This is a genomic window from Mycobacterium sp. DL592 (assembly GCF_011694515.1).
In the GTDB taxonomy this organism is placed as follows: domain Bacteria; phylum Actinomycetota; class Actinomycetes; order Mycobacteriales; family Mycobacteriaceae; genus Mycobacterium.
In genome coordinates this window covers 371,871-396,758 of record NZ_CP050192.1, presented here as the reverse complement: position 1 = coordinate 396,758, position 24,888 = coordinate 371,871, and the positions used below count along the sequence as shown (strand labels likewise).

Genomic DNA, 24,888 nt, shown 5'->3' with positions numbered 1-24,888 from the left:
CAGCCCGGCGGGTTGATCAGGTTTCTGTCGTACCCACCCGATAGCGTCACAGAGTGGCCAAGGCGCGAGTGCAATACCGATGCTCCGAATGCCGCCATGTCACCGGCAAATGGGTCGGCCGCTGCACCGAATGCGGAACCTGGGGAACCGTCGAGGAACTCACCGCGCCGCCACTGGCGGGCGGAAGCGCGCAACGCGCCGTGGTGCCGTCGTCGCCCGCGGTGCCGATCAGTTCGATCGACCCTGACCGCACCCGCCATTTCCCCACCGGGGTGAGCGAACTCGACCGGGTCCTCGGCGGTGGTGTGGTTCCGGGCTCGGTGAGCCTGCTGGCCGGTGATCCGGGAGTCGGCAAGTCGACGCTGCTGCTCGACGTGGTCAACCGGTGGGCCCAGGCCGGCCGCCGGGCCCTCTACGTATCCGCCGAAGAGTCCGCCGGGCAGATCAGGATGCGCGCCGAGCGCACCGGATGCACGCACGACGAGGTCTTCCTGGCCGCCGAATCAGACGTCAACACCGTGCTCGGGCACATCGATGCGGTGCAACCGAGCCTGGTGATCGTCGACTCGGTACAGACGATGAGCGCAGGCGACACCGACGGCGTGGTCGGCGGGGTCACCCAGGTCCGCGCGGTGACCACCGCGCTGACCGCGACCGCCAAGTCCACCGGTGTCGCGATGATGCTCGTCGGGCACGTCACCAAGGACGGGGCGATCGCCGGGCCGCGTTCCCTGGAACATCTGGTGGACGTGGTCCTGCACTTCGAAGGTGACCGCAACTCCGCTCTGCGCATGGTGCGCGGTGTCAAGAACCGGTTCGGCGCCGCTGACGAAGTCGGCTGTTTCCTGTTGCACGACAACGGAATCGAAGGCGTGGCCGACCCGTCGGGGTTGTTCCTCGACGAGCGGCCCACCCCGGTGTCGGGTACCGCGGTGACGGTGACACTCGACGGTAAGCGTCCGCTGATCGGAGAGATCCAGGCGCTGCTGGCAGCGCGCGGCGACCACGCACAGCCGCGCCGCGCGGTCAGCGGCATCGACAACTCGCGGGCGGCGATGATCGCCGCCGTGCTCGAGCGACGGGCCGGGCTCAAGGTCAGCGCGACCGACATCTACCTGTCGACGGTCGGCGGTATGCGGCTGATGGACCCGTCCTCGGATCTCGCCGTGGCGATGGCGATGGCCTCGGCCTATGCCGACACACCACTACCGAGCACCACCGTGGTGATTGGTGAAGTGGGCCTGGCCGGGGACCTGCGCAAGGTCACCGGTATGGACCGCAGGCTGGCCGAGGCGGCCCGCCTCGGCTTCACCACCGCGCTGGTCCCGGTCGGGTGCGGCACGGTGCCGAAGGGTTTCCGGGCAATCGAATCGGCCACCATCGGCGATGCGCTGCGCTCGATGCTGACCATGGCGAAATCGCAGTACGACAACGTCGTCACACAGATTCGGCGGGACAGGTCGAGTAACGACGGCGACGCAGTGGACAATAAGTGGCTGTGAGCACCGTCAACCGGTCGAATGGGTCGGCACAGCCGCCGGTCGCCACGCTGCGTGACACGATCGGGCGGCTGGCGCCGGGTACCGCCCTACGCGACGGGCTGGAACGCATTCTGCGGGGCCGCACCGGCGCGCTGATCGTGCTGGGCTACGACGAACGGGTCGAGGCCATCTGCGACGGCGGTTTCTCGCTGGACGTCCGGTTTGCTCCGACCCGGCTCCGCGAGCTGTCGAAGATGGACGGCGCGGTGGTGCTCTCGACCGACGGCAGCCGCATCGTGCGGGCGAACGTACAGGTGGTGCCGGACCCGACGATCCCGACCGACGAGTCGGGCACCCGACATCGCTCCGCGGAACGCACCGCCATCCAGACCGGATATCCGGTGATCTCGGTGAGCCACTCGATGAACATCGTCACCGTCTACGTCGCCGGCGAGCGCCACGTGGTCGCGGACTCGGCCACCATCCTGTCCCGCGCAAACCAGGCGATCGCCACGCTGGAGCGTTACAAAGCCCGCCTCGACGAGGTGTCCCGGCAACTCTCGACCGCCGAGATCGAGGACTTCGTCACGCTGCGCGACGTGATGACCGTGGTGCAGCGACTGGAGATGGTCCGCCGGATCGGGCTCGAGATCGACGCGGACGCGGTGGAACTCGGCACCGATGGCCGCCAGCTGCGGTTGCAGCTGGAGGAACTGCTGGGCGGCAACGACACGGCACGTGAGCTGGTCGTGCTGGACTACCACGCCAACCCGGACCCGCCGACGAAGGCCCAGGTCAGCGCAACCCTGGCCGAACTCGACGGGCTGTCGGACACCGAGCTATTGGATTTCACCGCGCTGTCGCGGGTGTTCGGGTATCCCTCCACCGCGGAGGCGCAGGATTCGGCGCTCAGCGCGCGGGGCTACCGCGCGATGGCCGGAATTCCGCGCCTGCAGTTCGCCCACGTGGATCTGCTGGTCCGCAACTTCGGCTCCCTGCAGGGATTGCTGGCGGCCAGCGCGACCGATCTTCAGTCAGTCGACGGCATCGGTGCCATGTGGGCGCGCCACGTCCGTGAGGGACTCTCGCAACTGGCGGAGTCGACGATCGCCGACCGGCTGGTCTAGCCGCCGGGAGCCGGCGGTGCCTCGACCGTGGCCGGGGCATTTCCCGGCGCCGGCGCGGCACCTGGCGGCGGGGCTTCGGCGAGGATGAACGGCACCGATGCCGAGCGCAGGTTGCCCAGCTGGACCACCAGGTTGTAGGTGCCGGGTCCGATGGGCTGACGGGGCAGCGGGCACTGCGGCGCGGAACCCATGCCGGTCCAGGTCACTTCGGTGGTCACCTGCTCACCCGGGTTGAACGTCTTGACCAGGGTCTCGTTGGACGGCGCGCAGTCGAGGTTGGACCACAGCCGCTTGTTGTCCAGCGAGTACACGTAGGCGGCCAGCACAGCGGCGCCCACGTCGCGCTTGCAGGCGACCAGGCCGATGTTGGTGACGACCATGGTGAACTTCGGCTGATCACCGATGACGTACTGCGGCGCGTTGGTGATGCCCTTGACCGCCAACGTCGAGTCCGGGCAGTCGTCGCCCTCCTTCAGCACCGGCGGCGGGGCGACGGCCTCGGTGGGTGTCGGGGTGGGCGGCGGTGCCGACTCGGACGGCGGCGGGGCCACAACAGGAGTCTTGTTCTCCGGCTGGGGGTTCTGCGACTGCGAGGCCGCGGTCTTCACCGAGCTCTTGGAGTCCGAGCCGCCGCCGAACACAGCGAAGGCCACGCCGATGACGATGGCAAGAACCAGCGCCGCGATGCCGATCGCCAGTCCACGGCGTCGCCAGTAGATTTGCGAGGGCAGAGGTCCACGCGGTTCGAGATCCAGCACGATCTCACGGTAAGCCCAGGTCACCGCCAGCTGTCCGACCTCACTCGGCGTGTCGCCTTGTTCGCCAGCCGGATCGGTGATTACTCGCCGATATCGCCGATGTGTTTGCGGAGCGCGACCTTGCCGTCGGCGAGCTGATAAGTGAGGCCGGCGATGGCCAGCGTGCCGGCGTTGATCTTGTCGGCGATGGCCGTCGAGCGGGACATCAGCTGCGCAGCGGTCTCGGTGACATGGCGGGCCTCGAACTCATCGACGCGGGTCAGGCCGTCGCGGCGGCCCAGCAGGATCGACGGGGTGACCCGTTCGACGACGTCTCGGACGAACCCGGGCGGAACCTGCCCGTCGTCGAGCGCCGACAGCGTGGCCTTGACCGCACCGCAGCTGTCGTGGCCGAGTACGACGATCAGCGGCACGTTCAGCACGGTGACGGCGTATTCGATGGAGCCGAGCACCGCGGAGTCGATGACGTGGCCGGCGGTGCGGACCACGAACATGTCCCCGAGGCCCTGGTCGAAGATGATCTCGGCGGCCACCCGGCTGTCGGCGCATCCGAACACGACGGCGGTCGGGCGCTGCTCCGCGGCCAGGCTCGCGCGGTACTCGATGCTCTGGCTCGGATGCTCGGGCTTACCAGCGACGAAGCGCTCGTTACCCTCCTTGAGTGCCTTCCACGCTGTCACCGGGTTGCTGTTTGGCATGGCGCCTATTCTGCACTGCGGATGAATCGGGCACGTCGTGAGCATCTCCCCGAAGGAACTCGTCGACTGGTTCGCCGTGGCCCGCCGCGATCTTCCGTGGCGTGACCCCGATGTCAGTGCCTGGCAGATTCTGGTCAGCGAGTTCATGCTGCAGCAGACCCCGGTGGCGCGGGTGGCGCCGATCTGGCTGGACTGGGTGGCGCGCTGGCCGACCCCGTCGGCGACCGCGGCCGCCGGCGCCGCCGACGTGTTGCGGGCGTGGGGAAAGCTGGGCTACCCGCGCCGCGCCAAGCGTCTGCACGAGTGCGCCACGGTGATCGCGACCGAACATGGCGATGTGGTGCCCGACGATGTCGAGGTGCTGCTGACCCTGCCGGGCGTGGGTGCCTACACCGCACGTGCGGTGGCGTGCTTCGCCTACCGCAAGCCGGTGCCGGTCGTGGACACCAACGTGCGCCGGGTGGTCGCCCGCGCGGTGCACGGCCTGGCCGATGCAGGCAGCCCCTCAGCGACCCGCGATATGGCCGACGTCGAGGCGCTGCTGCCCGATGATGCCAGTGCCCCAACGTTTTCCGCTGCGCTCATGGAGCTCGGCGCCACGGTGTGCACCGCACGATCACCGAAGTGCGGCATCTGCCCGCTGAGCGTGTGCGCCTGGCGGGCCGCGGGTTTCCCGGCTGGCACCGGCCCGGCTCGGCCGACGCAGCGCTACGCCGGTACCGACCGTCAGGTCCGCGGGAAGCTGATGGATGTGTTGCGCGCGAGCACGGCGCCGGTGGAACGGGCCCGGCTCGACGTGGTGTGGCTGACCGACCCAGCACAGCGCGACCGCGCGCTGGACTCGCTGCTGGTGGACGGTTTGGTGGAGCAGACGGCCGACGGCCGGTTCGCGTTGGCCGGCGAAGGCGACGACGCGGGAGCGTAGCGACTGAGGAGGAGCCGAGCAGACACCACCGAAGGCGAGTAAGCCGCGACCGAGCGTGCGTGTCGGTACGGCGACACGCCGCAGCGGCGCGCAGTACGCGCACTGTCGCGACGCGACTAGGAGGCCTGGGCGAAGCGGCGCCGGTAGTCCGAGGGCGTAACACCGACGATCCGGCGGAAGTGGTGGCGCAGCAGGGTGGCGTTGCCGAAGCCGGCCCGCTCAGCGATGCGGTCTACGTCGAGGTCGGTCTCCTCGAGCATCCGGCGCGCATAGAGCACCCGCTGGTCGGTGACCCACTGCATGGGCGTGGTGCCGGTCTCCTCGACGAAGCGGCGCGCAAACGTGCGGGCCGACATGCTCGCACGGCGTGCCAGGCTGGCGACCGTATGAGGCGCTCCTAGGTTGCCGAGGATCCAATCCAGTTGCGGGGCAAAACCTTCCGAACATCGCGCCGGTATCGGCTGATCGATGTACTGACGTTGGCCGCCGTCGCGTTGCGGGGGCACCACCATCCGGCGGGCAATGACGTTGGTGATCGCGCTGCCGAGCTCACGACGCACCAGATGCAGGCTGGCGTCGATACCCGCAGCGGTGCCCGCGCTGGTGACCAGATCGCCGTCGTCGACGAACAGGACATTGCGGTCGACGATGGCCGACGGGTAGCGCCGGGCCAGTTCTTCGGCGTGCATCCAGTGCGTGGTGACCCGGCGTCCGTCGAGCAGGCCCGCGGCGCCTGCGACGAACACGCCCGAGCAGACCGTCAGTACGGTCGAGCCGGCCGCGTGGGCGGCCCGCAGCGCTTCCAGGGCCTCGGGCGGGTAGTTCTCCGGCGGGCCGCTGACCGCGGGAACCGCCACGACGTCGGCACCCATCAGGTCGTCGAGCCCGTGATCGGGGATCAGCTGTGCACCCACGCTGGTGCGCAGGGCCTTGCCGGGTTCCGGTCCGCACACTTTGAAGTCGAAGTTCGGCACGCCGTCGGCGGAGCGGTCGATGCCGAAGACCTCGCAGATCACCCCGAACTCGAACACCGTGACGCCGTCGAGGACGAGGGCCGAGACGCTGCGCAGTGCCATGGCAGCATTTTATCTCATGTGGTCAGTGCTGCCACTGTTGGCTGGATATAACTGCCCGAAGAGTTACTGCCATGACCGCTCTCATCATTTTCCTGGGCCTGACCGTGCTCCTGCTCGCACCGTTCGGCATCGTCGCCGCGGTATCGCACCGCGACGGCACCGCGGGGCTGCACCGCACAAACTTCATGGTCGCCGCCCCCTTGGTCGGCCGACTCTACCGCGACGATGACGACGCCGACGCCCGCCGCATCGCACACGACCTCAGTGCCATCCGCACCCGCTTCGAGGAGCACCCGGTATGGCCGTCACCCGGTGTGCTCGGCGAGCGCCGCTAGAAAGCCCTCGACGGCGACGCGGTACTGATCGGGGGCGTCGTCGTGCACGAGATGCCCGGCGCCGGGCACGTGAACATACGTCGAGCGGTCCCCCGCCAGTTCGTGCATCCGGCGCATCTGGCCGGGCGGCGCCACCGAATCGCCGGCCTCGATCAGCAACACCGGCGCGCGGACCGATCGCCACTGCTGCCAGTAGTCACGGGTGCCCCACTCCGCGGCGATCTCGATCCAGCGGGCCGGCTGCCCGTGCAGTCGCCAGCCGGTGGCGATGCGGTCGAACGCCTCCAGGAAGTACCGCCCGGCCACCGGACCGAACTCCTCGAAAACCTTTTCCGCCGAACCATATTCGACGGGTAGCGCGTGCACCCAGGGCTCCCACGGTCCTGTGGTGCGCCCGACGAAGTCCGGCGCCATATCCTCGACCACCAACGCGCTGACCAGATCGGGCCGCTGCCCGGCCAGGCACCAGGAATGCAGACCGCCCATCGAGTGCCCGATCAGGGTCGCCGGGGCACCCAGCCCGCTGACCGCCTCACCCAGATCCTCGACGAACCGCTCGGTGCTGACGGGGGCGCCGTCCTCGACATCGCGGCCACGGTGCCAGGGCGCGTCGTAGGTGTAGACCGCGCCGAACCGGGACAGCCACGGCACCTGCCGCGACCACGTACTGCCGCGACCCATCAGGCCGTGCACCAACACCAGCGGGCGCCCCATGCCACCGCGGTGGGTCAGCAGCTCGGACTTCACCGCTTCATCTTGCGCGGTGGGACACCGCCTCAGGCGAGCGCGGTAGCCTTGCGCCATGTCCGTGGTGAAGATCAACGCAATCGAGATACCCCCGGGTGCCGGCCCCGAACTGGAGAAGCGGTTCGCCAACCGCGCGCACGCGGTCGACAACCAGCCGGGCTTTCTCGGGTTCCAATTGCTGCGACCGGTCAAAGGTGAGGACCGCTACTTCGTGGTGACCACATGGGAGAGCGAAGAGGCCTTCCAGGCCTGGGCCACCGGCCCCGCGATCGAAGCGCATGCCGGGGAGCGGGCCAACCCGGTGGCCAAGGGTGCTCACCTGCTGGAGTTCGAGGTTGTGCTGGACGTTGCCGGGACCGGCACCCAGGCGTAGCGCCCGCCGGGTGCGCCGGACCACGGTGGCATTGACCACCGTGATCGTGTCGGCTGCTGCCCTGGCGACGAGTTGCGCACCGGCACCTGCGCCGCCGGCCAACGCCGGCGCAGCTGTGCGCATCGAGATCAACACCCCGCAGGGGGTGCGGGCCCAGCAGGTCATGGACATGCTGAACTCCGACTGGCCCATCGGAGCAGCCAGCGTCAAGACCCTCGCCGCGCCCGACATGGTCAACGCGGTAGCCGCCACCATGGACTCGCTGTGGTGGGACCGGCCCTACACCCTGGCCGGAGTGGACATCGGCGCCGGTGTGGCCACGCTGCATCTGCTCACCTCCTACGGTGCCCGCCAGGACATCGAATTGCGCACCGGCGACGACACTTTCGTCCGCCGCTTCGAGGTGACCACCGAGAAGCCCGTCATAAACTCGTGGCAGGACGTCGACACCGCCCTGAACCGCACGGGCGCGCGCTACTCGTGGCAGGTGTCGAAGGTCGACGACGGGCGCTGCGAGAAGGTCGCAGGCACCAACACCGCCCAATCCTTGCCGCTGGCATCGATTTTCAAGACCTACGTGCTGTTCGCCGTGGAAACCGCGGTGCGGGCCGGCACCTTGACGTGGGACGACAAGCTGACCATTACCGCCGAGGGCAAGAAGCTGGGCTCCTCCGGGTTCGACAAGCTGCCAGCGGGATCGCAGATCACCGTACGGCAGGCGGCCGGCAAGATGATCTCGACCAGCGACAACATGGCCACCGACATGCTGATCAACCGGCTGGGCACCCACGCCATCGAGCAGGCCCTGGTCGACGCCGGTCACCACGACCCCGCCAGCATGGTGCCGTTCCCGACCATGCGGGAGATCTTCGCCGTCGGCTGGGGCAACCCCGACGTCCGCGACCAGTGGAAGACAGCCACCCCGCAGCGCCGGGCAATCCTGTTGCAGGAAGCCAACTCCCGCCCCTACGAACCGGATCCACAGCGCACCCACGCACCGGGTTCGGCGTACGGCGCAGAGTGGTACGGCAGCGCGGAGGACATCTGCCGCGTGCACGCCGCCCTGCAGCACAACGCCGTCGGCCCCGCGGCCCCGGTGAAGGACATCATGTCGGAGATCGCCGGTATCGACCTCGACCGCACCGAGTGGCCCTACATCGGGGCGAAGGCCGGTAACCTGCCCGGCGACTACACGTTCAGCTGGTACGCAGTGGATCGCACCGGGCAGGCGTGGGTGGTCAGCTTCCAGCTGAACTGGCCGCGATACCACAGCCCGAATGCCGGCGGCTGGGTGATGACAATCATCAAGCAGGTGTTCGGGCTGCTGCCCCGCTACCGCTGACCCCAGCGCAATGTCCACCCCCCGCGGTGCTGCGCGATGCCAGAGCGGCGAATACGGTGGCCATCACTAGTGTTTCGACCAGACGACGTCCACGGCGAGGGAGCACATGAAGTTCGGTATCTCGACATTCGTGACCGACGACGGCATCGACCCGGTTTCCTTGGGGCGAGCCATCGAGGAACGCGGTTTTCACTCGTTGGTGATCGCCGAGCATTCCAACATCCCGGCCAGCCGCGCATCGGCATTCCCTGACGGCGGCGAACTGCCGTCGATGTACTACAAAACGCTCGACCCGTTTGTGACATTGGCTGCGGCCGCGGCGGTAACGAAGACGATCGAGTTGTTCACCGGCGTCGCTCTGCTGGTGCAACGTGATCCGGTGCATACCGCGAAAGAGGCGGCGAGCATCGATCTGATTTCGGGCGGCAGGTTCGTCTTCGGGGTCGGCGCGGGGTAGAACCTCGAAGAGATGCGCAACCACGGCACCGACCCGAAGACCCGCGGCGCACTTCTCGACGAGCGAATCGAGGCGATCAAAGCGCTGTGGACCGAGGAGCCGGCGGAGTATCACGGCAAGTACGTCGACATCGAGTCTGCCTTCAGCCGGCCCAAGCCGGTACGCAAGCCCCACCCGCCGATCTATATCGGCGGCGACTCCGACGCCACCGTCAAGCGCGTCATCCGCCATGGGGCGGGCTGGATCTGCGAAGCGGGTCCGGCGGACCATTTGTCCAAGCGGATCAACCAGATCCGCGACGGTGCAGGGCACGATGTTCCGCTAGCGCAGTTCGGGACCCCCACGGATCTGGAGTACTGGCGCACGTCTGAGGCTCTCGGCTTCGATCAGGTCGCGTTGTTCCTGCCGCCGGCCCCGAGGGACGAGTCGCTGAGAACTCTCGACGACTTCGCTGCGCTGGTAGCCGAATATCGCGGCTGAGCCCACCGGGACCGGGCTGCCCCGCTACCGCGCACCCCAACGCAATGTCCACCGCCCGCGGTGGTGCAACACGGTGCGGCTGACCGGCGCAATATCGATGCGCCAGAACGACTCCGGTGGGGCGTCGAGCGCGACGACGATGGCTGCGCGCACCACTGCCGGGTGAGTGACGGCGGCCAGTCGCACCGGTGTGCCGCTGACGTCGTCCATCCACGCGCCCACCCGGGCGATCAGCGCCTCGACGGACTCACCGCCGTGCGGGGCACTGTCCGGCCGGCTCAGCCAGGCGGCCAGTTCAGCCGGCGGCGGATCTGAGAGCAGGCAGCCATGCCAGCGCCCAACGTCCAGGTCGGCCAGGCGGTCCTCCACCGCCGCCCGCAGGCCCAGAAGCTCGGCGGTCTGCCGGGCCCGGACCTCGGGCGCGGTGAATGCCGAGTCGAACTGGCCGATATCGGCGACGGCGTCAATCTGGTTGTAGCCCAGTGCGTTCAGCGGCTCGTCGTCGGCGAATCGTCCGGCTGCCATGGCATCGGTCATGGCGTGGGAAACCAGGGTCAGCCGGACGACCTCACTCACACCGGGACGCTGGTCCGCTCACGGGTGTCGAGCAGCCGGTGCATCAGCGCCGCGCACACGACCCCGATGGTCGCCCACATCACCACCTGGGTGCCCAGCGAGTAGAGCCTGAACTCGTAGAGGACGTCGGCCGGAAAGTGCTCGGGCGTCTCGTCGATCGTCGGCAGCACAGCCATCACGACAGTCAGCGCCACCACATAGGCACCCGCCGCGGCTAGCGTCGCGTTCCAACCACCGAGCCGGGCGATCAGCTTGCCGCGCACGACGACCGCGGCCACCAGTAGGACCGCGGAGATCACCACCATCAGCAGATACAGCAGGGTCCGCTGGCGGATGGTCTCCTCCAGACTGGCCGCCGGCGGGGTCGGTGGGTATTTCAGAGCGGGAACGACGTTGAGGCACAACAGCATCGCCCCGGCGAGCAGAGCAGCCGCGGGCCGCGGTGCGAGGTCACCGAAGCGGCCGTAGACCACGCAGAACACCACCGCGAGCAGCGCCCCCATCGCCACTGCGAAGGCAAGGACACCGAACCCCATGCCGATGTTGGCCTGGATACCGCGGCTGAACAGCTCCACGCCGTGTTCCTGCCCGCCGTGCATGTGGGACATCTCGTCCTCGAACGCGATCGCACGGTCGATCACCGGCTCTTGGAAGATCCGGGCGAACAGGAATGCGAGTACGCCGCCTAGCGCGCCGGCCAGCAGGCCGCGCGCGATGATTCGCGCTTGCATGGCGCGATCAGTGGCAGGGGAAGCCGAGGAGGTGCCGCGCGTCGTGCAGGAATTCGTGCACGTGCATGTCGTCACCGAAAACAGACGTCGCGCCCTGATCCATGCCGACGAAGTACAGCACCAGCAGCGCGAAGAACGCGGTTGCGGTCAACCACACCACCGCTTTGGCCGCCGAGAGATCGACGGCACGGGTGGACTTGCGGGCCTCGGAAGATGTCATGAGAGTCCTTTCCCGGAATCTTCGCGTCCCGGATAGGTAGATGACGAGTGTCGGGTCTGACTGTGGACAGTGGCGCGACCGTTCTGGACTCTCACCAGATTCCTCGACTCGTCTATTACACCGAGAATCGTAAACCTTTGAGCGGGTTTAGCCCGACCCGTATCCCAATTGCTGGGCGGTGTACTTGGCGGCATCGGTGACGGGCACCGCCTGAACCGCGGTGCCGTAGGCACAGATCTCGGTCCAGACGTCGCCGATCTCGGTGGTGTCGAAGCGCATGGCGACGATCGCGTTACCGCCCCGGCCGCGGGCTTCGGCGATCAGCCTGGCCATGGCCTCGTTGCGGCTCTCGGCCAGATTCTTCGTCATGCCCTGCAGTTCCCCGCCGAACATGCTCTTGAAGCCGGCGCCCATCTGTGAGAAGGCGTTGCGCGAGCGGACGGTCAGACCGAACACCTCGCCACACACCCGCTGAATCTCCCAGCCCGGAAGGTCATTTGTCGTGACAACAAGCATGAGCAGAAGATTAGCGCCCGCGAGTGCGCGCGTGGATACGCAATTCGCCGCGAGTCCCGTACGAAACGGCACGCCCGCCGCAATCGTCGGCGGACATGCGAAAGGCCCCCCGCGTCGCGGGGGGCCTTCGCTGTGAAACTGCTACTCGCTGGCCGTGCCTGCGCTGGCCAGGTCGGGCTCAGCAGACTCGGGCCGCTTGGGCCCACCGGTGAAGGTGAACACCGCGTCCTCGCCGGCGCCCTCGCCGTCCCAGTTGTCCACGTCGACGGTGACCAGCTGGCCGGGCCCGACCTCCTCGAAGAGGATCTTCTCGCTCAAGGCGTCCTCGATCTCGCGCTGGATGGTCCGGCGCAGCGGCCGGGCCCCGAGCACCGGGTCGAAGCCGCGCTTGGCCAGCAGAGACTTGGCCTTGTCGGTCAGCTCCATCGTCATGTCCTTGGCCTTGAGCTGCTTGGACACCCGGCCCACCATCAGGTCGACCATCGTGATGATCTCTTCCTTGGTGAGCTGGTGGAAGACGATGATGTCGTCGATGCGGTTGAGGAACTCCGGGCGGAAGTGCTTCTTGAGCTCGTCGTTGACCTTCTGCTTCATCCGCTCGTAGTTGTTCTCGCCGCCACCCTGGGTGAAGCCCAGGCCGACCGCCTTGGAGATGTCGGAGGTGCCCAGGTTCGAGGTGAAGATCAGCACGGTGTTCTTGAAGTCGACCGTGCGACCCTGGCCGTCGGTGAGACGGCCGTCCTCGAGGACCTGCAACAGGGTGTTGTAGATCTCCTGGTGCGCCTTCTCGATCTCGTCGAACAAGACGACGGAGAACGGCTTGCGGCGCACCTTCTCGGTGAGCTGGCCGCCCTCCTCGTAGCCGACGTACCCGGGGGGTGCGCCGAACAGCCGCGAGGCGGTGAAGCGGTCGTGGAACTCGCCCATGTCGATCTGGATGAGCGCGTCGTCGTCGCCGAAGAGGAACTCCGCCAGCGCCTTGGACAGCTCGGTCTTACCCACGCCGGACGGGCCGGCGAAGATGAACGAACCGGACGGGCGCTTGGGATCCTTGAGGCCGGCACGGGTGCGGCGGATGGCCTTCGAGACAGCCCGCACCGCGTCCTCTTGCCCGATGATCCGCTTGTGCAGCTCGTCCTCCATGCGCAGCAGCCGAGTGGTCTCCTCCTCGGTCAGCTTGAACACGGGGATACCGGTCCAGTTGCCCAGAACCTCGGCGATCTGCTCGTCGTCGACCTCGGCCACAACATCGAGATCACCTGACCGCCACTGCTTTTCACGCTCGGCGCGCTGAGCGACCAGTTGCTTCTCGCGATCCCGCAGCGACGCCGCCTTCTCGAAGTCCTGCGCATCGATCGCGCTTTCCTTCTCCCGGCGGGCGTCGGCGATCTTCTCGTCGAACTCGCGCAGGTCTGGCGGAGCGGTCATCCGGCGGATACGCATCCGGGCGCCGGCCTCGTCGATCAGGTCGATCGCCTTGTCCGGCAAGAACCGGTCGTTGATGTAGCGGTCGGCCAGGGTGGCCGCGGCCACCACGGCGGCGTCGGTGATCGACACCCGGTGGTGTGCCTCGTAGCGGTCGCGCAGACCCTTGAGGATCTCGATGGTGTGCGCCACGGTCGGCTCACCGACCTGGACCGGCTGGAACCGGCGCTCCAGGGCGGCATCCTTCTCGATGTACTTGCGGTACTCGTCGAGCGTGGTCGCGCCGATCGTCTGCAGCTCACCTCGGGCCAGCTTGGGCTTGAGGATCGAGGCGGCGTCGATCGCACCTTCGGCGGCTCCCGCGCCGACGAGCGTGTGCAGCTCGTCGATGAACAGGATGATGTCGCCGCGGGTGTTGATCTCCTTGAGCACCTTCTTGAGGCGCTCCTCGAAGTCACCGCGGTAGCGGCTACCGGCGACCAGTGAACCCAGATCCAGGGTGTAGAGCTGCTTGTCCTTGAGCGTCTCGGGGACCTCGCCGTGCACGATGGCCTGCGCCAGGCCTTCGACGACGGCGGTCTTGCCGACGCCGGGCTCGCCGATCAGCACCGGGTTGTTCTTGGTGCGCCGGCTCAGCACCTGCATGACCCGCTCGATTTCCTTCTCCCGGCCGATGACCGGGTCGAGCTTGCCTTCCATGGCTGCGGCGGTCAGGTTGCGGCCGAACTGGTCGAGGACCAGCGAGGTCGACGGGTTACCGGACTCGCCGCCGCGGCCGCCGGTACCGGCCTCCGCGGTTTCCTTGCCCTGGTAGCCGCTCAGCAGCTGGATGACCTGCTGGCGCACACGCGTCAGCTCCGCCCCCAGCTTGACGAGCACCTGGGCCGCGACGCCTTCGCCCTCACGGATCAGGCCGAGCAGGATGTGCTCGGTGCCGATGTAGTTGTGGCCGAGCTGCAGCGCTTCGCGCAACGACAGCTCGAGAACCTTCTTGGCACGAGGGGTGAAGGGGATGTGTCCCGACGGCGCCTGCTGGCCCTGGCCGATGATCTCCTCGACCTGGCTGCGGACACCCTCGAGGGAAATGCCCAGCGACTCCAGGGACTTGGCGGCTACGCCTTCACCCTCGTGAATAAGACCCAACAGGATGTGCTCGGTCCCGATGTAGTTGTGGTTGAGCATCCGGGCTTCTTCTTGCGCCAGGACGACGACCCTGCGGGCACGGTCGGTAAATCTCTCGAACATCGGTGGTTACCTGCTCTCCATCACGATTAGGTACGACGGTAGGCACCGCACACCTGTCGACCACTCTAATGGGCGGTTCCAGGAGGTGCCCTCCCTTGCCCACCCATTCCGCATCACAGCGGTGGACATAGCTGACCAACGCGGGAGAACGCCGATTCGTTTCCGGTAATCAGCGGCCTTGCCTTCGCCCCGAGCGAAAGTGACTGACGGGACGGTGACGAGCCGGCCGGCGGCGCCGAATCAGGTCGCGGCGTGGAAAGCGTCGATGATGTCGGCCGGAATCCGGCCGCGCGTCGACACCTTGTGGCCGTTGCGGCGGGCCCAGTCGCGAATGGCAGCGCTCTGCTCGCGATCGATGGACGCGCGGCCGCGCCCGGGCGGGCCGGAGCGGCCACGACGGCGGCCACCGACACGGCGGCCGGCCTCGACCCACGGCTTCAGCTCGTTGCGCAGTTTCTGCGCATTCTTCGCGGAAAGATCGATCTCATAGCTCACGCCGTCGAGCGAAAATTCAACTGTTTCGTCGGCCGCACCTTCACCGTCGAAATCATCGACGAGGGTGACGGTAACTTTCTTGGCCATCAGCTCACGTGGTCCTTCTGCTTGTTCACTACAAGCGATTGATGAAACGCCTCCCCTTGCCAACTAATGTGCCACATTGGCGCAGGGCATTCAACCGGCTGCAGGTCAGGCCACTTCAGTTGCCGTGCCGACGAACAATCGGGAACAAAACAGTCTCTCGAATTGACAATCCTGTGAGAACCATTAGCAATCGGTCGATACCCATTCCGGTTCCGGTGGTCGGCGGCATCGCGTACTCCATCGCAGCCAGGAAATCCTCGTCGAGTGCCATCGCCTCGTCGTCGCCTGCGGCGGCCGCCCTGGCCTGGGCCTCGAAGCGTTCCCGCTGGACGACCGGGTCGACCAGCTCGGAGTATCCGGTGGCCAACTCCACTCCGCGCACGTAGAGATCCCATTTCTCGGTGACGCCGGGGATGCTGCGGTGCTGGCGGGTCAGCGGTGTGGTCTCCACCGGAAAATCCCGGACGAATGTCGGGGCCCACAAAGTGTCGCCGACTGTGTGTTCCCACAGTTCTTCGACGAGCTTGCCGTGCCCGTAGCCGCGATCGCGCGGGATCTCGACATCGAGCCGGTCAGCAATAGCGAGTAGGTAATCCAGCGAGGTGTCGGGAGTGATCTCTTCGCCGAGAGCTTCGGACAGAGATGGATACATTTGAATCGACGGCCATTCGCCGTCGAGATCAAAGATTGTGCCATCCGGCAATGGCACTTGACGTGTGCCGACGGCCTCGTCTGCGACTTCTTGAATAAGTTCCCTGGTGACGACGGCGGAATCGTCGTAGGTTGCCCACGCCTGATATGTCTCCAGCATGGCGAATTCCGGCGAATGAGTGGAATCCGCGCCTTCGTTGCGGAAGTTCCGATTGAGTTCGAAAACTTTCTCCAGACCGCCCACGACACAGCGCTTCAGGAACAATTCCGGCGCGATTCGCAGGTAGAGGTCGGTATCGAGGGCATTGGAATGGGTGACGAACGGCCGGGCCGCCGCGCCACCGGCCAGCGTCTGCAGCATCGGCGTCTCCACCTCGAGGAAGCCGCGCCGATCCAGTGCGTTGCGCACCGCACGCACCACCGCGATGCGCTGGCGGGCCACCGTGCGGGCCTGCGGGCGCACGATGAGGTCGACATACCGCTGGCGGACCCGCGACTCCTCGCTCATCTCCTTGTGCGCAACGGGCAGCGGGCGCAGCGCCTTGGCCGCCATCAGCCAGGAATCGGCGAGCACCGACAACTCGCCGCGGCGCGAGCTGATCACCTCACCATGAACGAACACGATGTCACCGAGGTCGACGTCGGACTTCCACGCTTCGAGCGCGTCCTCGCCCACCCCGGCAAGGCTGATCATCGCCTGCAGCTGGGTGCCGTCCCCCTCCTGCAGGGTGGCGAAGCACAACTTGCCCGAGTTGCGGGCGAACACCACCCGACCGGTGACACCGACGATGTCGCCGGTTGTGGCATCGGCGGGCAGGTCCGGATAGGCGGCTCGGATCTCGGCCAGCGAATGGGTCCGCGGCACCGACACCGGGTACGGGTCCTTACCCTCGGCCAGCAGGCGTTCTCGCTTGCCCTGTCGGATGCGGAACTGCTCGGGGACCTCAGATCCCTCAGTCCCGAGGTGGAGGTCGTCGTCCGGTGCATCAGCAGAGCTCACGACGTGCCAGCTTAAATGAGTCCATGACGCCACTCATCAACGCCGCAGCTGTAGCGGCCCTGGCCGACGAGGCGGTGGACTGGCGCTTCAAGGGGCTGCCGGCATCGTGGTCGGGTCGTACCCCCGCTCAGATCAGCGCCCAGCGGCCCGACCTGTTCGACGCGGGACCGCTGGGGCCGGTGTGCGTACTGCGCGCCGAGGCGCTCGAGCACAATCTGGCGACGATGGCCGCGTGGTGTGCGAAGCACGGGGTGGAACTGGCCCCGCACGGCAAAACCCACATGGCACCGCAGCTGGTGGCACGGCAGTTCGGCGCCGGTGCGTGCGCGGTGACCGCCGCGACGATCAGCCAGGTGCGGACCTTCCGCGCATTCGGTGTCCGTGAGGTGGTGCTGGCCAACGAGCTGGTCGACGCGGCCGGGCTGGCATGGCTGGCCGGCGATCTCGACGCCGACCCGGACTTCCGGCTGATCTGCTGGGCCGACTCGGTGCGTGGCGTTCAGCTGATGACCGAGGCACTCAAGGCGGCCGGGGCCGGGCGGCCGGTCGACGTGTGTGTGGAACTCGGTGCGCCCGGGACGAGAACGGGGTGCCGCGACGACACCGCCGCCGACGCGGTGGCGGCCGCCGTGGTGGCCAGCCCTCGACTGCGGCTGGCTGGGGTGGCCGGTTACGAGGCCGCGCTCGGCCACGACGTCTCGGCCGGCGGGGTGGCGCCGGTGCGGGCCTACCTGAGGAGACTCGCGGACACCGCACGGCGGCTGGCACCCCTGTGCGAAACAGGGGAAGTGATTGTGACCGCCGGTGGCAGTACACATTTCGATCTGGTGGCCGAGGAGCTCGCCGGAGACTGGCGCACGATCGTGCGCAGCGGGGCTTACCTGACCAACGACGACGGGCTCTACCTGCGCACCTCGCCGCTGACCAGGCCGGGGGCGCCGGCAGACGGCTTCGTCGCGGCCCTGCATGTGTGGGCCCAGGTGTGTTCGCGGGCCGAGCCGGGCCTTGCACTGTTGACGATGGGCCGCCGCGACGTGTCGTTCGACCAGGATATGCCTGTGCCGCAACGACTTCGGCAGGACTCCGGCTGGCGCGCTGATGTGCTGGCGGGCTGCGAGGTCACCAAACTCAACGACCAGCACGCGTTCGTGCGCCTGACTCCGGCGGCCGAGGAGACCGTCGGCGTCGGCGACTGGATCGAACTCGGGGTGTCACATCCATGCACCGTGTTCGACAAGTGGCAGCTGATCCCGGTGCTCGACGAGCACGAGCGGGTGGTCGATCTGGTGCGTACGTTCTTCTAGACAGGCTCAGCGCGGTGGTTTGAGCTTGCCGCGCTGGCTGTCACGGTTGCGTTCGTAGACCATCCGCAGCCCGTCGAGGGTCAGATGTTTGTCGTAGTGGGCGACCGTACGCAGATCGGGCAGCAGCAACGGGGCGGTGTGACCGGTGGCCACCACCGAGACGTCGTCGCCACCGAATCCGTCCACATCTTCCCGGATTCGGGCCACCAGGCCGTCGACCAGACCGGCGAAGCCGAACACCGCGCCTGCCTGCATGCACTCGACGGTGTTCTTGCCGATCACCGAACGGGGCCTCGTCAGTTCCACCCGCCGCAACGCGGCTGAGCGGGCCGCGGCCGCGTCGGAGGACACCTGGACGCCGGGAGCTATTGCACCGCCGAGGAATTCGCCCTTGCCCGACACGACGTCGACACAGATCGATGAGCCGAAGTCCACCACGATGGCCGGCGATGAGAACTTGGCGTAGGCCGCCAGGCAGTTCACGATGCGGTCGGCGCCGACCTCTTTGGGATTGTCCACGAGCAACGGGATGCCGGTGCGAACCCCCGGTTCGATGAGCACATGCGGCACCGTCGGCCAGTACTGCTCGAGCATCAGGCGCACCTCGTGCAGCACCGAAGGTACCGTGGACAGGCCGGTGGCTCCGGTCAGCAGCTCGGAGTCGTCACCGATGAGCCCCTCGATGGTCAGCGCCAGCTCGTCGGCGGTGACCTCGGACTCGGTCCGGATTCGCCACTGCTGGGACACTTTTGCGTGATCGCCCGAGCCGGAGATCAACCCGACGACGGTATGGGTGTTGCGGACGTCGATGGCGAGCAGCACGGCTACCGCACAGCCCGCGGCGACAGCAGACCGGTGACGTCGTCGGGGACGTGCGCCGGGTCGTCACCGAGGTCGATCTGACGGTTCTCGGCGTCGACGAACACGATGCGCGGCCGGTACTCGCGGGCCTGCGCGTCGTCCATGGTGCCGTAGGCGATCAGAATGACAAGATCGCCGGGATGCACGAGATGAGCTGCGGCACCATTGATTCCGATGACTCCCGACCCGCGCTGCCCGGTGATGGCGTAGGTGACCAGACGGTTGCCGTTGTCGATGTCGACGATGGTGACCTGCTCACCTTCCAGCAAGTCGGCCGCCTCCATCAGATCGGCGTCGATGGTGACCGAACCCACATAGTGCAGATCCGCATGCGTCACCGTCGCCCGGTGAATCTTGGACTTCAACATCGTCCGGAACATCAATTTCTCCAACTGATTTCGTTGTTCTCGTCGTGCCCGACACCGGGCGGGGCCGCATTGGTCGACAGGTCGATGGCGATGTTGTCCAGCAGCCGGGTGCCACCGATGCGGGCAGCGATCAGCATCCGGGCGGGGCCGTACTCCGGCGGTGGCTCCAGTTGCGGACCGCGCACCTCGAGGTAGTCGACCTCGATCGCGGGCACTTCGTCGAGCACCGCGCGGGCGGCGTCCAGGGCCGGCTCGACCCCACCCGACGCTGCGTACATGCCCGCCAACAGTGCCGACGACAACGCGCAAGCCTGTTCGCGCTCTTCGGGATTCAGATAGCGGTTGCGCGACGACATCGCCAGCCCGTCGGATTCCCGCACGGTCGGCACCCCGACGATGCGCACATCGACGTTGAGGTCGGCGACCATCTGCCGGATGAGAACCAGTTGCTGGTAGTCCTTCTCGCCGAAGAACGCCCGGTCCGGACGCACGATCTGCAGCAGTTTGAGTACCACGGTGAGCATTCCTGCGAAATGCGTCGGGCGCACCGCACCTTCGAGTTCCGCCCCCAGCGGACCGGGATGGACCGTGGTGCGCGGCCCGTCGGGATACATCATCGAGGCGGTCGGGGTGAACACCACCTCGACGTCTTCGCCGCGCAGCAGTTCCAGATCGGAGTCCAGGGTGCGCGGGTAGGCGTCGAGGTCCTCGTTGGCGCCGAACTGCAAGGGGTTGACGAAGATCGACACCACCACGACGGCGCCGGGCACCCGCTTGGCGGCCCGAACCAGGGCCAGGTGGCCGTCGTGCAGCGCACCCATGGTCGGCACGAACATCACCCGCCGTCCGGTGTGCCGCAGCGCCCGGGTCACGTCGGCAAGCGACTGCGGCGTCGGATAGACGTTGAGTTGCCCGGCGCTGAACTGCGGCCCCGCCTTGCTCACTGCGGCCGTCCTTGACCGGCCGACCAGTCCGCCAACACCTCGAAGACCTCCTTGGGAGCCCGCGCCCGCTGGGCGGTACGCAGTGAGTTCGCGCAATAACTCTGCGCCAGTTGGGAATCCACCTCGTTGAGCGCGACGAGATGACCGGCCACCGCGGCGGCGTCACCGCGGGCCACCGGTCCGGTCAGCGCCGACTGGCCACGGCGCAGAGTGTTCTCCAGCGCAGCCCGGGCCAGCGGGCCCACGATGCGCTCGGCCAGCCCGCCCGGTGCGGTGCCGATGAGTTCCTGCCCGAGCAGCTCCTGACCGGAGAGCGCGGCGCGCAGCGCGTCGAGCGCGTCGGCCACCACGGTGACGATGTGGTTGCTCGCATGCGCCAGCGCCGCGTGATACAGCGTGCGCGCATCCTCGCTGACCCGGAACGGCTCGCCGCCGATCTCGAGCACCAGCGACTGGCCGATGGCATAGCCGATCTCGTCGGCGGCGGTGATTCCGAAGCACGTCTCACCGAGACGCACCACGTCTTCGTCGGAGCCGGTGAACGTCATCGCCGGATGGATGGCCAGCGGAACGCAACCCTGCGCGGTCAGCGGGGCGAGCACGCCGATGCCGTTGGCACCCGAGGTGTGCACGACGATCGTTCCGCGCCGCACCGCCCCGGTGGCGGCAAGGCCATTGACCAGTCCGGCCAGCTCCGAGTCGGGCACGGTGAGCAGCAACAGCTCCGCGTTGTCGGCCACATCGGGAACCGGCAGCACCGCTGTGTCGGGCAGCCGCCGCTCCGCCAGCCGCAGGGAAGCGTTCGAGATCGCGCTGCAGGCGACGACGACGTGTTCGGCGCGTTCGAGTGCCAGTCCCAGTGCGGTGCCGACCCGCCCCGCCGAGACGATGCCCACTTTCAGGCGTGCCGGGCGCAAGCCGTTGGGGGTCCCCACCTGGACGACCTCGCTGACGTCGTTGGATTTCGTTCCGGTCCTGCGCTGCGGGTACCGGACGGTCTGGTCAACTTTACCCGGCTGGCTGGGGGCCCTAGTCCTCGCGCCTGCGGCGCCGGCCGCCGCCCCTGTTGCCGTTGGCCTCCAGACGGGCCAGCAACTCGGCGACGGACTGGCCGCCGGCGTGCTGGCCCCGCGGTCCCTCGGGCTGATCGTCTTCGGCGTCGTCATCGCCGCGATGCCGCGACGCGGGCTCGGGCGGCGGCGGGGTGGACATGGCAGGCGGGACCTGGCCGTAGGTCGGTGCCTCTACTGAATGCCGGGCCCGCGGCGCGGCCGGTTCGGGGGCCGGCTGCATCGCCGGTTCGGGGCGCGGCGGTGCGGCTGGCACAGGCTCCTCGGCCTGCGGCCCGGTCCAGTGCCTGCCCCGTGCGGGCTCGTCGGCCGGCGCGGCAGGGGCGGTGACGTCGCTGTCGGGGGCGGACGGCGCGGCCCAGCTGCTGCCCGGCGCGCCCGGCGGCAGCCAGCGGCCTTCGGCCTCCACCGGCTTCCACTCGGAGTGGCTTGCCGCGACGTCGGACGGCGTGTACTCGGCAGCGGGTGCCGACTGCGGCTCGGGCTGCGGCGCACTCACCGGAGCGGGCTCCGGCGGCGGCGTGAACGACCGTTGTGGGGCCGGTGCCGGGCGGGCACCGTTGTCGCCGGACCGGCGGTGCGATCCCCGGTAGTCGTCGGGTAGCGGCGGTTCCTCGTAGCGGCGCCGCGGCGGCGGCGCGTACGGCGGCTGCGGCGGTGGCGCCGGGGCAACCAGGGGTTCCTCGGGAACGTCGATGATCGGGTTCTCGGCAGTGCGGCCGGCGGACTCCTCCGCATTGACCGGCGTGATGCGGCTGCTCTGCACCCGGCCCGGGGTGGGCGGCAACGTGGTGGTGTCGCGGGTCCAATCGCCGTAGCCGGCGCGATCGCCCTCGAGGGCGGGCCGGTCGCCGAGGTCGGCGTCGAATAGGACCTCCAGGTTGGCCCGCAGTGCGGCCAGCTCGGCCCGCAACGCCGCGACCTCGTCGGCGGCCTGGGCGCGCAGCTCGGTGGCCAGCTCGCGGCGCAGATGCGACTCGACACTCAGTTCGTACTCGCGGCGGGCGGAGATCTCCCGGTCCAGTTGCAGGTCGTAGACGAGCTTCAGGTCGCGGGCCCGGGCCGCATCGACATCGCTTTGGCGGCGGTAGATGACCGAGACGAAGGCAGCGACGACGGCCGCCCACAGCGACAGCACCACCGCCAGCTTGAGCAGCTCGACGCGGTTGGTGAAGACCAGAGCAGAACTGGCGACGATGGCCAGGACTAGCAACGTCGTCAAGAGCAGCCAACCCGGCCTGCGGCCGCCGCGCCGATTACGGCTGCCGCGGGACAGAACGGTCATGGGCTGACTGTACCCGGGCGATGTCCGGGAACGTGTCCGCAAGCTGCGGCGATTCGCCCTGGCGGCTACTCGGCGGCGCGGTCGGGGTCCTCGGTCGGCTCGCCGGGCGACTTGCAGCAATTCTGCAGCCACAACGACGCGATCACGAGAGCCACCGCGCTGATCGCCGCTACCACCACACCCGGGATGTCGGCCCGCGCGTGGTCGGTGCGGATGACCAACAGGTAGACCAGCACGCCGATCCACCATCCGGCGACCGGCGCACCGACCCAGGCGGAGGCCTTCGCGATCACCAGACTGCGGGCCACCGCCAGCGGGTGCAGCCGGCCGGCGCCGACACCGATCTGGCCGTCCCGGATCCTGCTGCGCACCGACCAGCCCCAGACCGCCTCGGCCGCGGCCACCGCCAACAACGACAGCCCGGTCCACACCGTGATCGGCGGGAAGTACCGGTAGAGCAGACGCAGCAGCAGACACGACAGGATCGCGACGCCGATGACCGCGGCCAGCAGGTCGCGTTTACGTGTGGGACCCATCAGGTGCCGGAGGCTTCGTCGGGGGGCAAATTGAGGATGAGGTCGGTCAGCCGCACCCCGGCGCGCTCGGCGGGGTCCAACTCCTCGAGCAGCCGCTGAACCGGCCGCACCACGCCGGCCACGGTCAGCGTCGCATCGGGGTCCACCGCCAGCCACGGGATCATGACGAACGCCCGCAGGTGTGCCATCGGATGCGGCAGGGTCAGCCCCTCGTCGAGGGAGAACACCTCGTCGGCACCGTCATGACCCGAGACCAGGTCGACGTCGAGGGTGCGCGGACCCCACCTCTGCTCGCGGACCCGCTCGTTGGCCTGTTCGAGCGCCTGTGCACGGGCCAGCCAGCCGTGGCCGTCGAGCCGGTCGTCCTCGGCGACGACGATCGCGTTGAGGAACGGGCCCTGCTCGACACCGCCCCATGCATCGGTTTCGTAGACGGGCGACAGTGCGCGCACCGAGGTGCCGAGCCCGTCGACGGCCGCCTGCAGCCGGGCCATCCGGTCGCCGAGGTTCGAGCCGATCGACAGCACCACCCGCGTCATGTCACGTCCCCGGCGGGAACGATCTGGCCCCGGCCGCCGCGCCGGGATCGGCGGGCGACGACGGCAACGTCGGTGAACGACAACGGGATCGGTGCGTGCGGCTTGTGGAGGACGACCTCGACGGCGTGCACCCGCGGGTCGGTCATGACGTCCTCAGCGATCTCGGCGGAGACGGTCTCGATGAGGTTGCGGGCCGGGCCACCGATCACGGCGGCCGCACGTTGGGCCAGTACGCCGTAGTCGAACGTGTCGGCCAGGTCGTCGCTGGCGGCGGCATCGGCCAGGTCGATCCACACCGTGATGTCGACCACGAAGTCCTGCCCGTCGCGCCGCTCATGGTCGAAGACACCATGGTTACCGCGAACGGTCAACCCGCGCAATTCGATTCGGTCAGCCACCGCCACCCTCCCAGGCCTCAAGGACGGCGAGCGCGTCCACGCTCGCACGTACGTCGTGCACCCGGACCCCCCACGCACCGTGCACGGCGGCCAGCGCCGAGATCACAGCGGTGGCGGTTTCACGGCCGTCCGGGGGGCGGGGGTTACCGTCCCGGTCGGCCAGCAGGGCGCCCAGGAAACGCTTCCGGGAGGCTCCGACGAGCACCGGGATGCCGGTCGCGACGAACTCGGGCAGCGCGTTGAGCAGAGCCCAATTATGTTGTGCTGTCTTGGCGAAACCCAGGCCGGGATCGATGATCAGGTTGGCGGTCTCGACACCGGCGGCGATGGCGGCGTCGACACTGGCCAGCAGTTCGTCACGCACCTCGGCCACCACGTCGCGGTAGTCGGGTGCCTCGTGTGGGCGCTGCGCCCCCACCGAACGCCAATGCATCAGTACCCAGGGCACTTTCGCATCAGCCAGCAGTGGCGCCATCGCCGGATCGGCACGTCCGCCCGAAACATCGTTGACGATACTGGCACCGCACTCCAGCGCGGCCGCGGCGACCGCGGCGTGCATGGTGTCGATGCTCACGGTGATCCCCTGGGCGGCGAGTCCTTTGACCACCGGGAGCACTCTGGCCGTCTCGACTGCCGCATCGATTCGCACCGCGCCGGGACGGGTCGACTCACCGCCGACGTCCACGATCGCCGCACCCTGGGCGACCAGCTCGACCCCATGCTCGACGGCCCGACCGGGATCCAGGTAGCGGCCGCCGTCGGAGAAGGAGTCATCGGTGACGTTGACAACTCCCATCACCTGCACGGGGCCGGCGGGTCGGAGCGCCCCGACCCGGGG

The 24,888-nt window shown here is 68.2% G+C and carries 27 protein-coding genes and 1 pseudogene; 8 read left to right on the top strand and 20 right to left on the bottom strand.

Annotated elements, in window-relative coordinates; genetic code table 11:
• Nucleotides 1–53 precede the first annotated feature (53 nt).
• Together radA and disA are read left to right on the top strand one after the other, a co-directional pair.
• Nucleotides 54–1,502, top strand: a complete 1,449-nt coding sequence (gene radA, locus HBE64_RS01895) for a DNA repair protein RadA (RefSeq protein WP_167097258.1) — start codon at nt 54–56, stop codon at nt 1,500–1,502.
• Entirely contained in the window at nt 1,493–2,608 is a 1,116-nt protein-coding gene (gene disA / locus HBE64_RS01890) for a DNA integrity scanning diadenylate cyclase DisA (protein WP_167097256.1), read from the top strand. Before radA ends, disA begins: the two co-directional genes overlap by 10 nt.
• Here the strand turns inward: disA and HBE64_RS01885 are convergent.
• Nucleotides 2,605–3,366 (bottom strand): hypothetical protein, encoded by a 762-nt coding sequence (locus HBE64_RS01885; protein ID WP_167097255.1) that lies wholly within the window; start codon nt 3,364–3,366, stop codon nt 2,605–2,607. The genes disA and HBE64_RS01885 overlap by 4 nt on opposite strands.
• Before the next feature lie 80 nt (nt 3,367–3,446).
• Complete coding sequence (locus HBE64_RS01880) at nt 3,447–4,064, bottom strand: carbonic anhydrase (RefSeq protein ID WP_167097253.1); 618 nt, start codon at nt 4,062–4,064, stop codon at nt 3,447–3,449.
• Between the two features lie 37 nt (nt 4,065–4,101).
• Between HBE64_RS01880 and HBE64_RS01875 the strand changes: the two genes are divergently transcribed.
• Nucleotides 4,102–4,989, top strand: a complete 888-nt coding sequence (locus HBE64_RS01875) for an A/G-specific adenine glycosylase (RefSeq protein ID WP_167097251.1) — start codon at nt 4,102–4,104, stop codon at nt 4,987–4,989.
• A 116-nt stretch (nt 4,990–5,105) separates the two neighbouring features.
• Here HBE64_RS01875 and HBE64_RS01870 read toward each other — a convergent pair whose 3' ends face one another.
• Nucleotides 5,106–6,065 carry a helix-turn-helix domain-containing protein gene (locus HBE64_RS01870; RefSeq protein WP_167097249.1) on the bottom strand — a complete coding sequence of 320 codons (960 nt, stop codon included), beginning with the start codon at nt 6,063–6,065 and terminating at the stop codon, nt 5,106–5,108.
• Between the two features lie 71 nt (nt 6,066–6,136).
• Between HBE64_RS01870 and HBE64_RS01865 the strand changes: the two genes are divergently transcribed.
• On the top strand, nt 6,137–6,400 hold the full coding sequence (locus HBE64_RS01865) for a hypothetical protein (protein ID WP_167097247.1): 264 nt from the start codon (nt 6,137–6,139) through the stop codon (nt 6,398–6,400).
• Here HBE64_RS01865 and HBE64_RS01860 read toward each other — a convergent pair.
• Nucleotides 6,371–7,114: an alpha/beta fold hydrolase gene (locus tag HBE64_RS01860; RefSeq protein WP_243841599.1), complete on the bottom strand. Its 744-nt coding sequence runs from the start codon at nt 7,112–7,114 to the stop codon at nt 6,371–6,373. The two genes, HBE64_RS01865 and HBE64_RS01860, sit on opposite strands and share 30 nt — an antisense overlap.
• 88 nt (nt 7,115–7,202) lie before the next feature.
• On the opposite strand from HBE64_RS01860, the gene mhuD reads away from it, so the two are divergent.
• The 3 genes and pseudogenes from mhuD (at nt 7,203) to HBE64_RS01845 (ending at nt 9,799) form a co-directional block, all read left to right on the top strand.
• Complete coding sequence (mhuD, locus tag HBE64_RS01855) at nt 7,203–7,520, top strand: mycobilin-forming heme oxygenase MhuD (protein ID WP_167097243.1); 318 nt, start codon at nt 7,203–7,205, stop codon at nt 7,518–7,520.
• A complete protein-coding gene (locus HBE64_RS01850; protein WP_371744066.1) occupies nt 7,495–8,862 on the top strand; it encodes a serine hydrolase in 1,368 nt (455 codons plus the stop codon). Before mhuD ends, HBE64_RS01850 begins: the two co-directional genes overlap by 26 nt.
• A 106-nt stretch (nt 8,863–8,968) precedes the next feature.
• A pseudogene (locus HBE64_RS01845) lies at nt 8,969–9,799 on the top strand (LLM class F420-dependent oxidoreductase).
• Between the two features lie 24 nt (nt 9,800–9,823).
• Here the strand turns inward: HBE64_RS01845 and HBE64_RS01840 are convergent.
• From HBE64_RS01840 to lysS, 7 genes are all read right to left on the bottom strand, one after another.
• Entirely contained in the window at nt 9,824–10,375 is a 552-nt protein-coding gene (locus tag HBE64_RS01840; protein WP_167097239.1) for a histidine phosphatase family protein, read from the bottom strand.
• Nucleotides 10,372–11,106, bottom strand: coding sequence for a CbtA family protein (locus tag HBE64_RS01835; protein ID WP_167097237.1), 735 nt, complete (start codon nt 11,104–11,106; stop codon nt 10,372–10,374). The genes HBE64_RS01840 and HBE64_RS01835 overlap by 4 nt, the downstream gene beginning before the upstream one ends.
• Nucleotides 11,107–11,113: 7 nt before the next feature.
• Nucleotides 11,114–11,326 carry a CbtB domain-containing protein gene (locus tag HBE64_RS01830; RefSeq protein WP_167097235.1) on the bottom strand — a complete coding sequence of 71 codons (213 nt, stop codon included), beginning with the start codon at nt 11,324–11,326 and terminating at the stop codon, nt 11,114–11,116.
• A 147-nt stretch (nt 11,327–11,473) separates the two neighbouring features.
• On the bottom strand, nt 11,474–11,842 hold the full coding sequence (locus HBE64_RS01825) for a YbjQ family protein (RefSeq protein WP_167097233.1): 369 nt from the start codon (nt 11,840–11,842) through the stop codon (nt 11,474–11,476).
• 141 nt (nt 11,843–11,983) lie between these two features.
• On the bottom strand, nt 11,984–14,512 hold the full coding sequence (gene clpC1 / locus HBE64_RS01820; RefSeq protein ID WP_167097230.1) for an ATP-dependent protease ATP-binding subunit ClpC: 2,529 nt from the start codon (nt 14,510–14,512) through the stop codon (nt 11,984–11,986).
• Between the two features lie 240 nt (nt 14,513–14,752).
• Complete coding sequence (gene lsr2, locus HBE64_RS01815) at nt 14,753–15,094, bottom strand: histone-like nucleoid-structuring protein Lsr2 (protein ID WP_167097228.1); 342 nt, start codon at nt 15,092–15,094, stop codon at nt 14,753–14,755.
• Nucleotides 15,095–15,209: 115 nt separating this feature from the next.
• Nucleotides 15,210–16,745 (bottom strand): lysine--tRNA ligase, encoded by a 1,536-nt coding sequence (gene lysS, locus HBE64_RS01810; RefSeq protein WP_167097226.1) that lies wholly within the window; start codon nt 16,743–16,745, stop codon nt 15,210–15,212.
• Between the two features lie 23 nt (nt 16,746–16,768).
• Here lysS and HBE64_RS01805 point away from each other — a divergent pair, with 23 nt between their 5' ends.
• Nucleotides 16,769–18,049 (top strand): alanine racemase, encoded by a 1,281-nt coding sequence (locus tag HBE64_RS01805; RefSeq protein WP_167097224.1) that lies wholly within the window; start codon nt 16,769–16,771, stop codon nt 18,047–18,049.
• A 6-nt stretch (nt 18,050–18,055) separates the two neighbouring features.
• Here HBE64_RS01805 and HBE64_RS01800 read toward each other — a convergent pair whose 3' ends face one another.
• The 9 genes from HBE64_RS01800 to folP all read right to left on the bottom strand — a co-directional run bounded on the left by HBE64_RS01800 (nt 18,056) and on the right by folP (nt 24,846).
• Nucleotides 18,056–18,871, bottom strand: coding sequence for a type III pantothenate kinase (locus HBE64_RS01800; protein WP_167097222.1), 816 nt, complete (start codon nt 18,869–18,871; stop codon nt 18,056–18,058).
• Nucleotides 18,872–18,873: 2 nt separating this feature from the next.
• A complete protein-coding gene (gene panD, locus HBE64_RS01795) occupies nt 18,874–19,290 on the bottom strand; it encodes an aspartate 1-decarboxylase (protein ID WP_167097220.1) in 417 nt (138 codons plus the stop codon).
• Nucleotides 19,290–20,222, bottom strand: a complete 933-nt coding sequence (gene panC / locus HBE64_RS01790) for a pantoate--beta-alanine ligase (RefSeq protein ID WP_167097218.1) — start codon at nt 20,220–20,222, stop codon at nt 19,290–19,292. The genes panD and panC overlap by 1 nt, the downstream gene beginning before the upstream one ends.
• Nucleotides 20,219–21,157, bottom strand: a complete 939-nt coding sequence (locus HBE64_RS01785; RefSeq protein WP_167097216.1) for a Rossmann-like and DUF2520 domain-containing protein — start codon at nt 21,155–21,157, stop codon at nt 20,219–20,221. The genes panC and HBE64_RS01785 overlap by 4 nt, the downstream gene beginning before the upstream one ends.
• 94 nt (nt 21,158–21,251) lie before the next feature.
• Nucleotides 21,252–22,577 carry a DUF6779 domain-containing protein gene (locus HBE64_RS01780; protein ID WP_167097214.1) on the bottom strand — a complete coding sequence of 442 codons (1,326 nt, stop codon included), beginning with the start codon at nt 22,575–22,577 and terminating at the stop codon, nt 21,252–21,254.
• 65 nt (nt 22,578–22,642) lie between these two features.
• Nucleotides 22,643–23,113 (bottom strand): DUF3180 domain-containing protein, encoded by a 471-nt coding sequence (locus HBE64_RS01775; RefSeq protein ID WP_167097212.1) that lies wholly within the window; start codon nt 23,111–23,113, stop codon nt 22,643–22,645.
• A complete protein-coding gene (folK, locus tag HBE64_RS01770; protein ID WP_167097210.1) occupies nt 23,113–23,652 on the bottom strand; it encodes a 2-amino-4-hydroxy-6-hydroxymethyldihydropteridine diphosphokinase in 540 nt (179 codons plus the stop codon). Before folK ends, HBE64_RS01775 begins: the two co-directional genes overlap by 1 nt.
• Nucleotides 23,649–24,050: a dihydroneopterin aldolase gene (folB, locus tag HBE64_RS01765; RefSeq protein ID WP_167097208.1), complete on the bottom strand. Its 402-nt coding sequence runs from the start codon at nt 24,048–24,050 to the stop codon at nt 23,649–23,651. Before folB ends, folK begins: the two co-directional genes overlap by 4 nt.
• Nucleotides 24,043–24,846, bottom strand: coding sequence for a dihydropteroate synthase (gene folP / locus HBE64_RS01760; protein ID WP_167108493.1), 804 nt, complete (start codon nt 24,844–24,846; stop codon nt 24,043–24,045). Before folP ends, folB begins: the two co-directional genes overlap by 8 nt.
• Nucleotides 24,847–24,888: the final 42 nt, after the last annotated feature.

Coding starts and splice junctions, on each gene's coding strand:
- HBE64_RS01880 (WP_167097253.1), bottom strand. CDS start 4,064: ATGCCAAACAGCAACCCGGTGACAGCGTGGAAGGCACTCAAGGAGGGT.
- HBE64_RS01870 (WP_167097249.1), bottom strand. CDS start 6,065: ATGGCACTGCGCAGCGTCTCGGCCCTCGTCCTCGACGGCGTCACGGTG.
- HBE64_RS01865 (WP_167097247.1), top strand. CDS start 6,137: ATGACCGCTCTCATCATTTTCCTGGGCCTGACCGTGCTCCTGCTCGCA.
- HBE64_RS01860 (WP_243841599.1), bottom strand. CDS start 7,114: ATGGGGCGCCCGCTGGTGTTGGTGCACGGCCTGATGGGTCGCGGCAGT.
- mhuD (WP_167097243.1), top strand. CDS start 7,203: ATGTCCGTGGTGAAGATCAACGCAATCGAGATACCCCCGGGTGCCGGC.
- HBE64_RS01835 (WP_167097237.1), bottom strand. CDS start 11,106: ATGCAAGCGCGAATCATCGCGCGCGGCCTGCTGGCCGGCGCGCTAGGC.
- HBE64_RS01830 (WP_167097235.1), bottom strand. CDS start 11,326: ATGACATCTTCCGAGGCCCGCAAGTCCACCCGTGCCGTCGATCTCTCG.
- HBE64_RS01825 (WP_167097233.1), bottom strand. CDS start 11,842: ATGCTTGTTGTCACGACAAATGACCTTCCGGGCTGGGAGATTCAGCGG.
- clpC1 (WP_167097230.1), bottom strand. CDS start 14,512: ATGTTCGAGAGATTTACCGACCGTGCCCGCAGGGTCGTCGTCCTGGCG.
- lsr2 (WP_167097228.1), bottom strand. CDS start 15,094: ATGGCCAAGAAAGTTACCGTCACCCTCGTCGATGATTTCGACGGTGAA.
- HBE64_RS01805 (WP_167097224.1), top strand. CDS start 16,769: ATGACGCCACTCATCAACGCCGCAGCTGTAGCGGCCCTGGCCGACGAG.
- panD (WP_167097220.1), bottom strand. CDS start 19,290: ATGTTCCGGACGATGTTGAAGTCCAAGATTCACCGGGCGACGGTGACG.
- HBE64_RS01780 (WP_167097214.1), bottom strand. CDS start 22,577: ATGACCGTTCTGTCCCGCGGCAGCCGTAATCGGCGCGGCGGCCGCAGG.
- HBE64_RS01775 (WP_167097212.1), bottom strand. CDS start 23,113: ATGGGTCCCACACGTAAACGCGACCTGCTGGCCGCGGTCATCGGCGTC.
- folK (WP_167097210.1), bottom strand. CDS start 23,652: ATGACGCGGGTGGTGCTGTCGATCGGCTCGAACCTCGGCGACCGGATG.
- folP (WP_167108493.1), bottom strand. CDS start 24,846: ATGGGAGTTGTCAACGTCACCGATGACTCCTTCTCCGACGGCGGCCGC.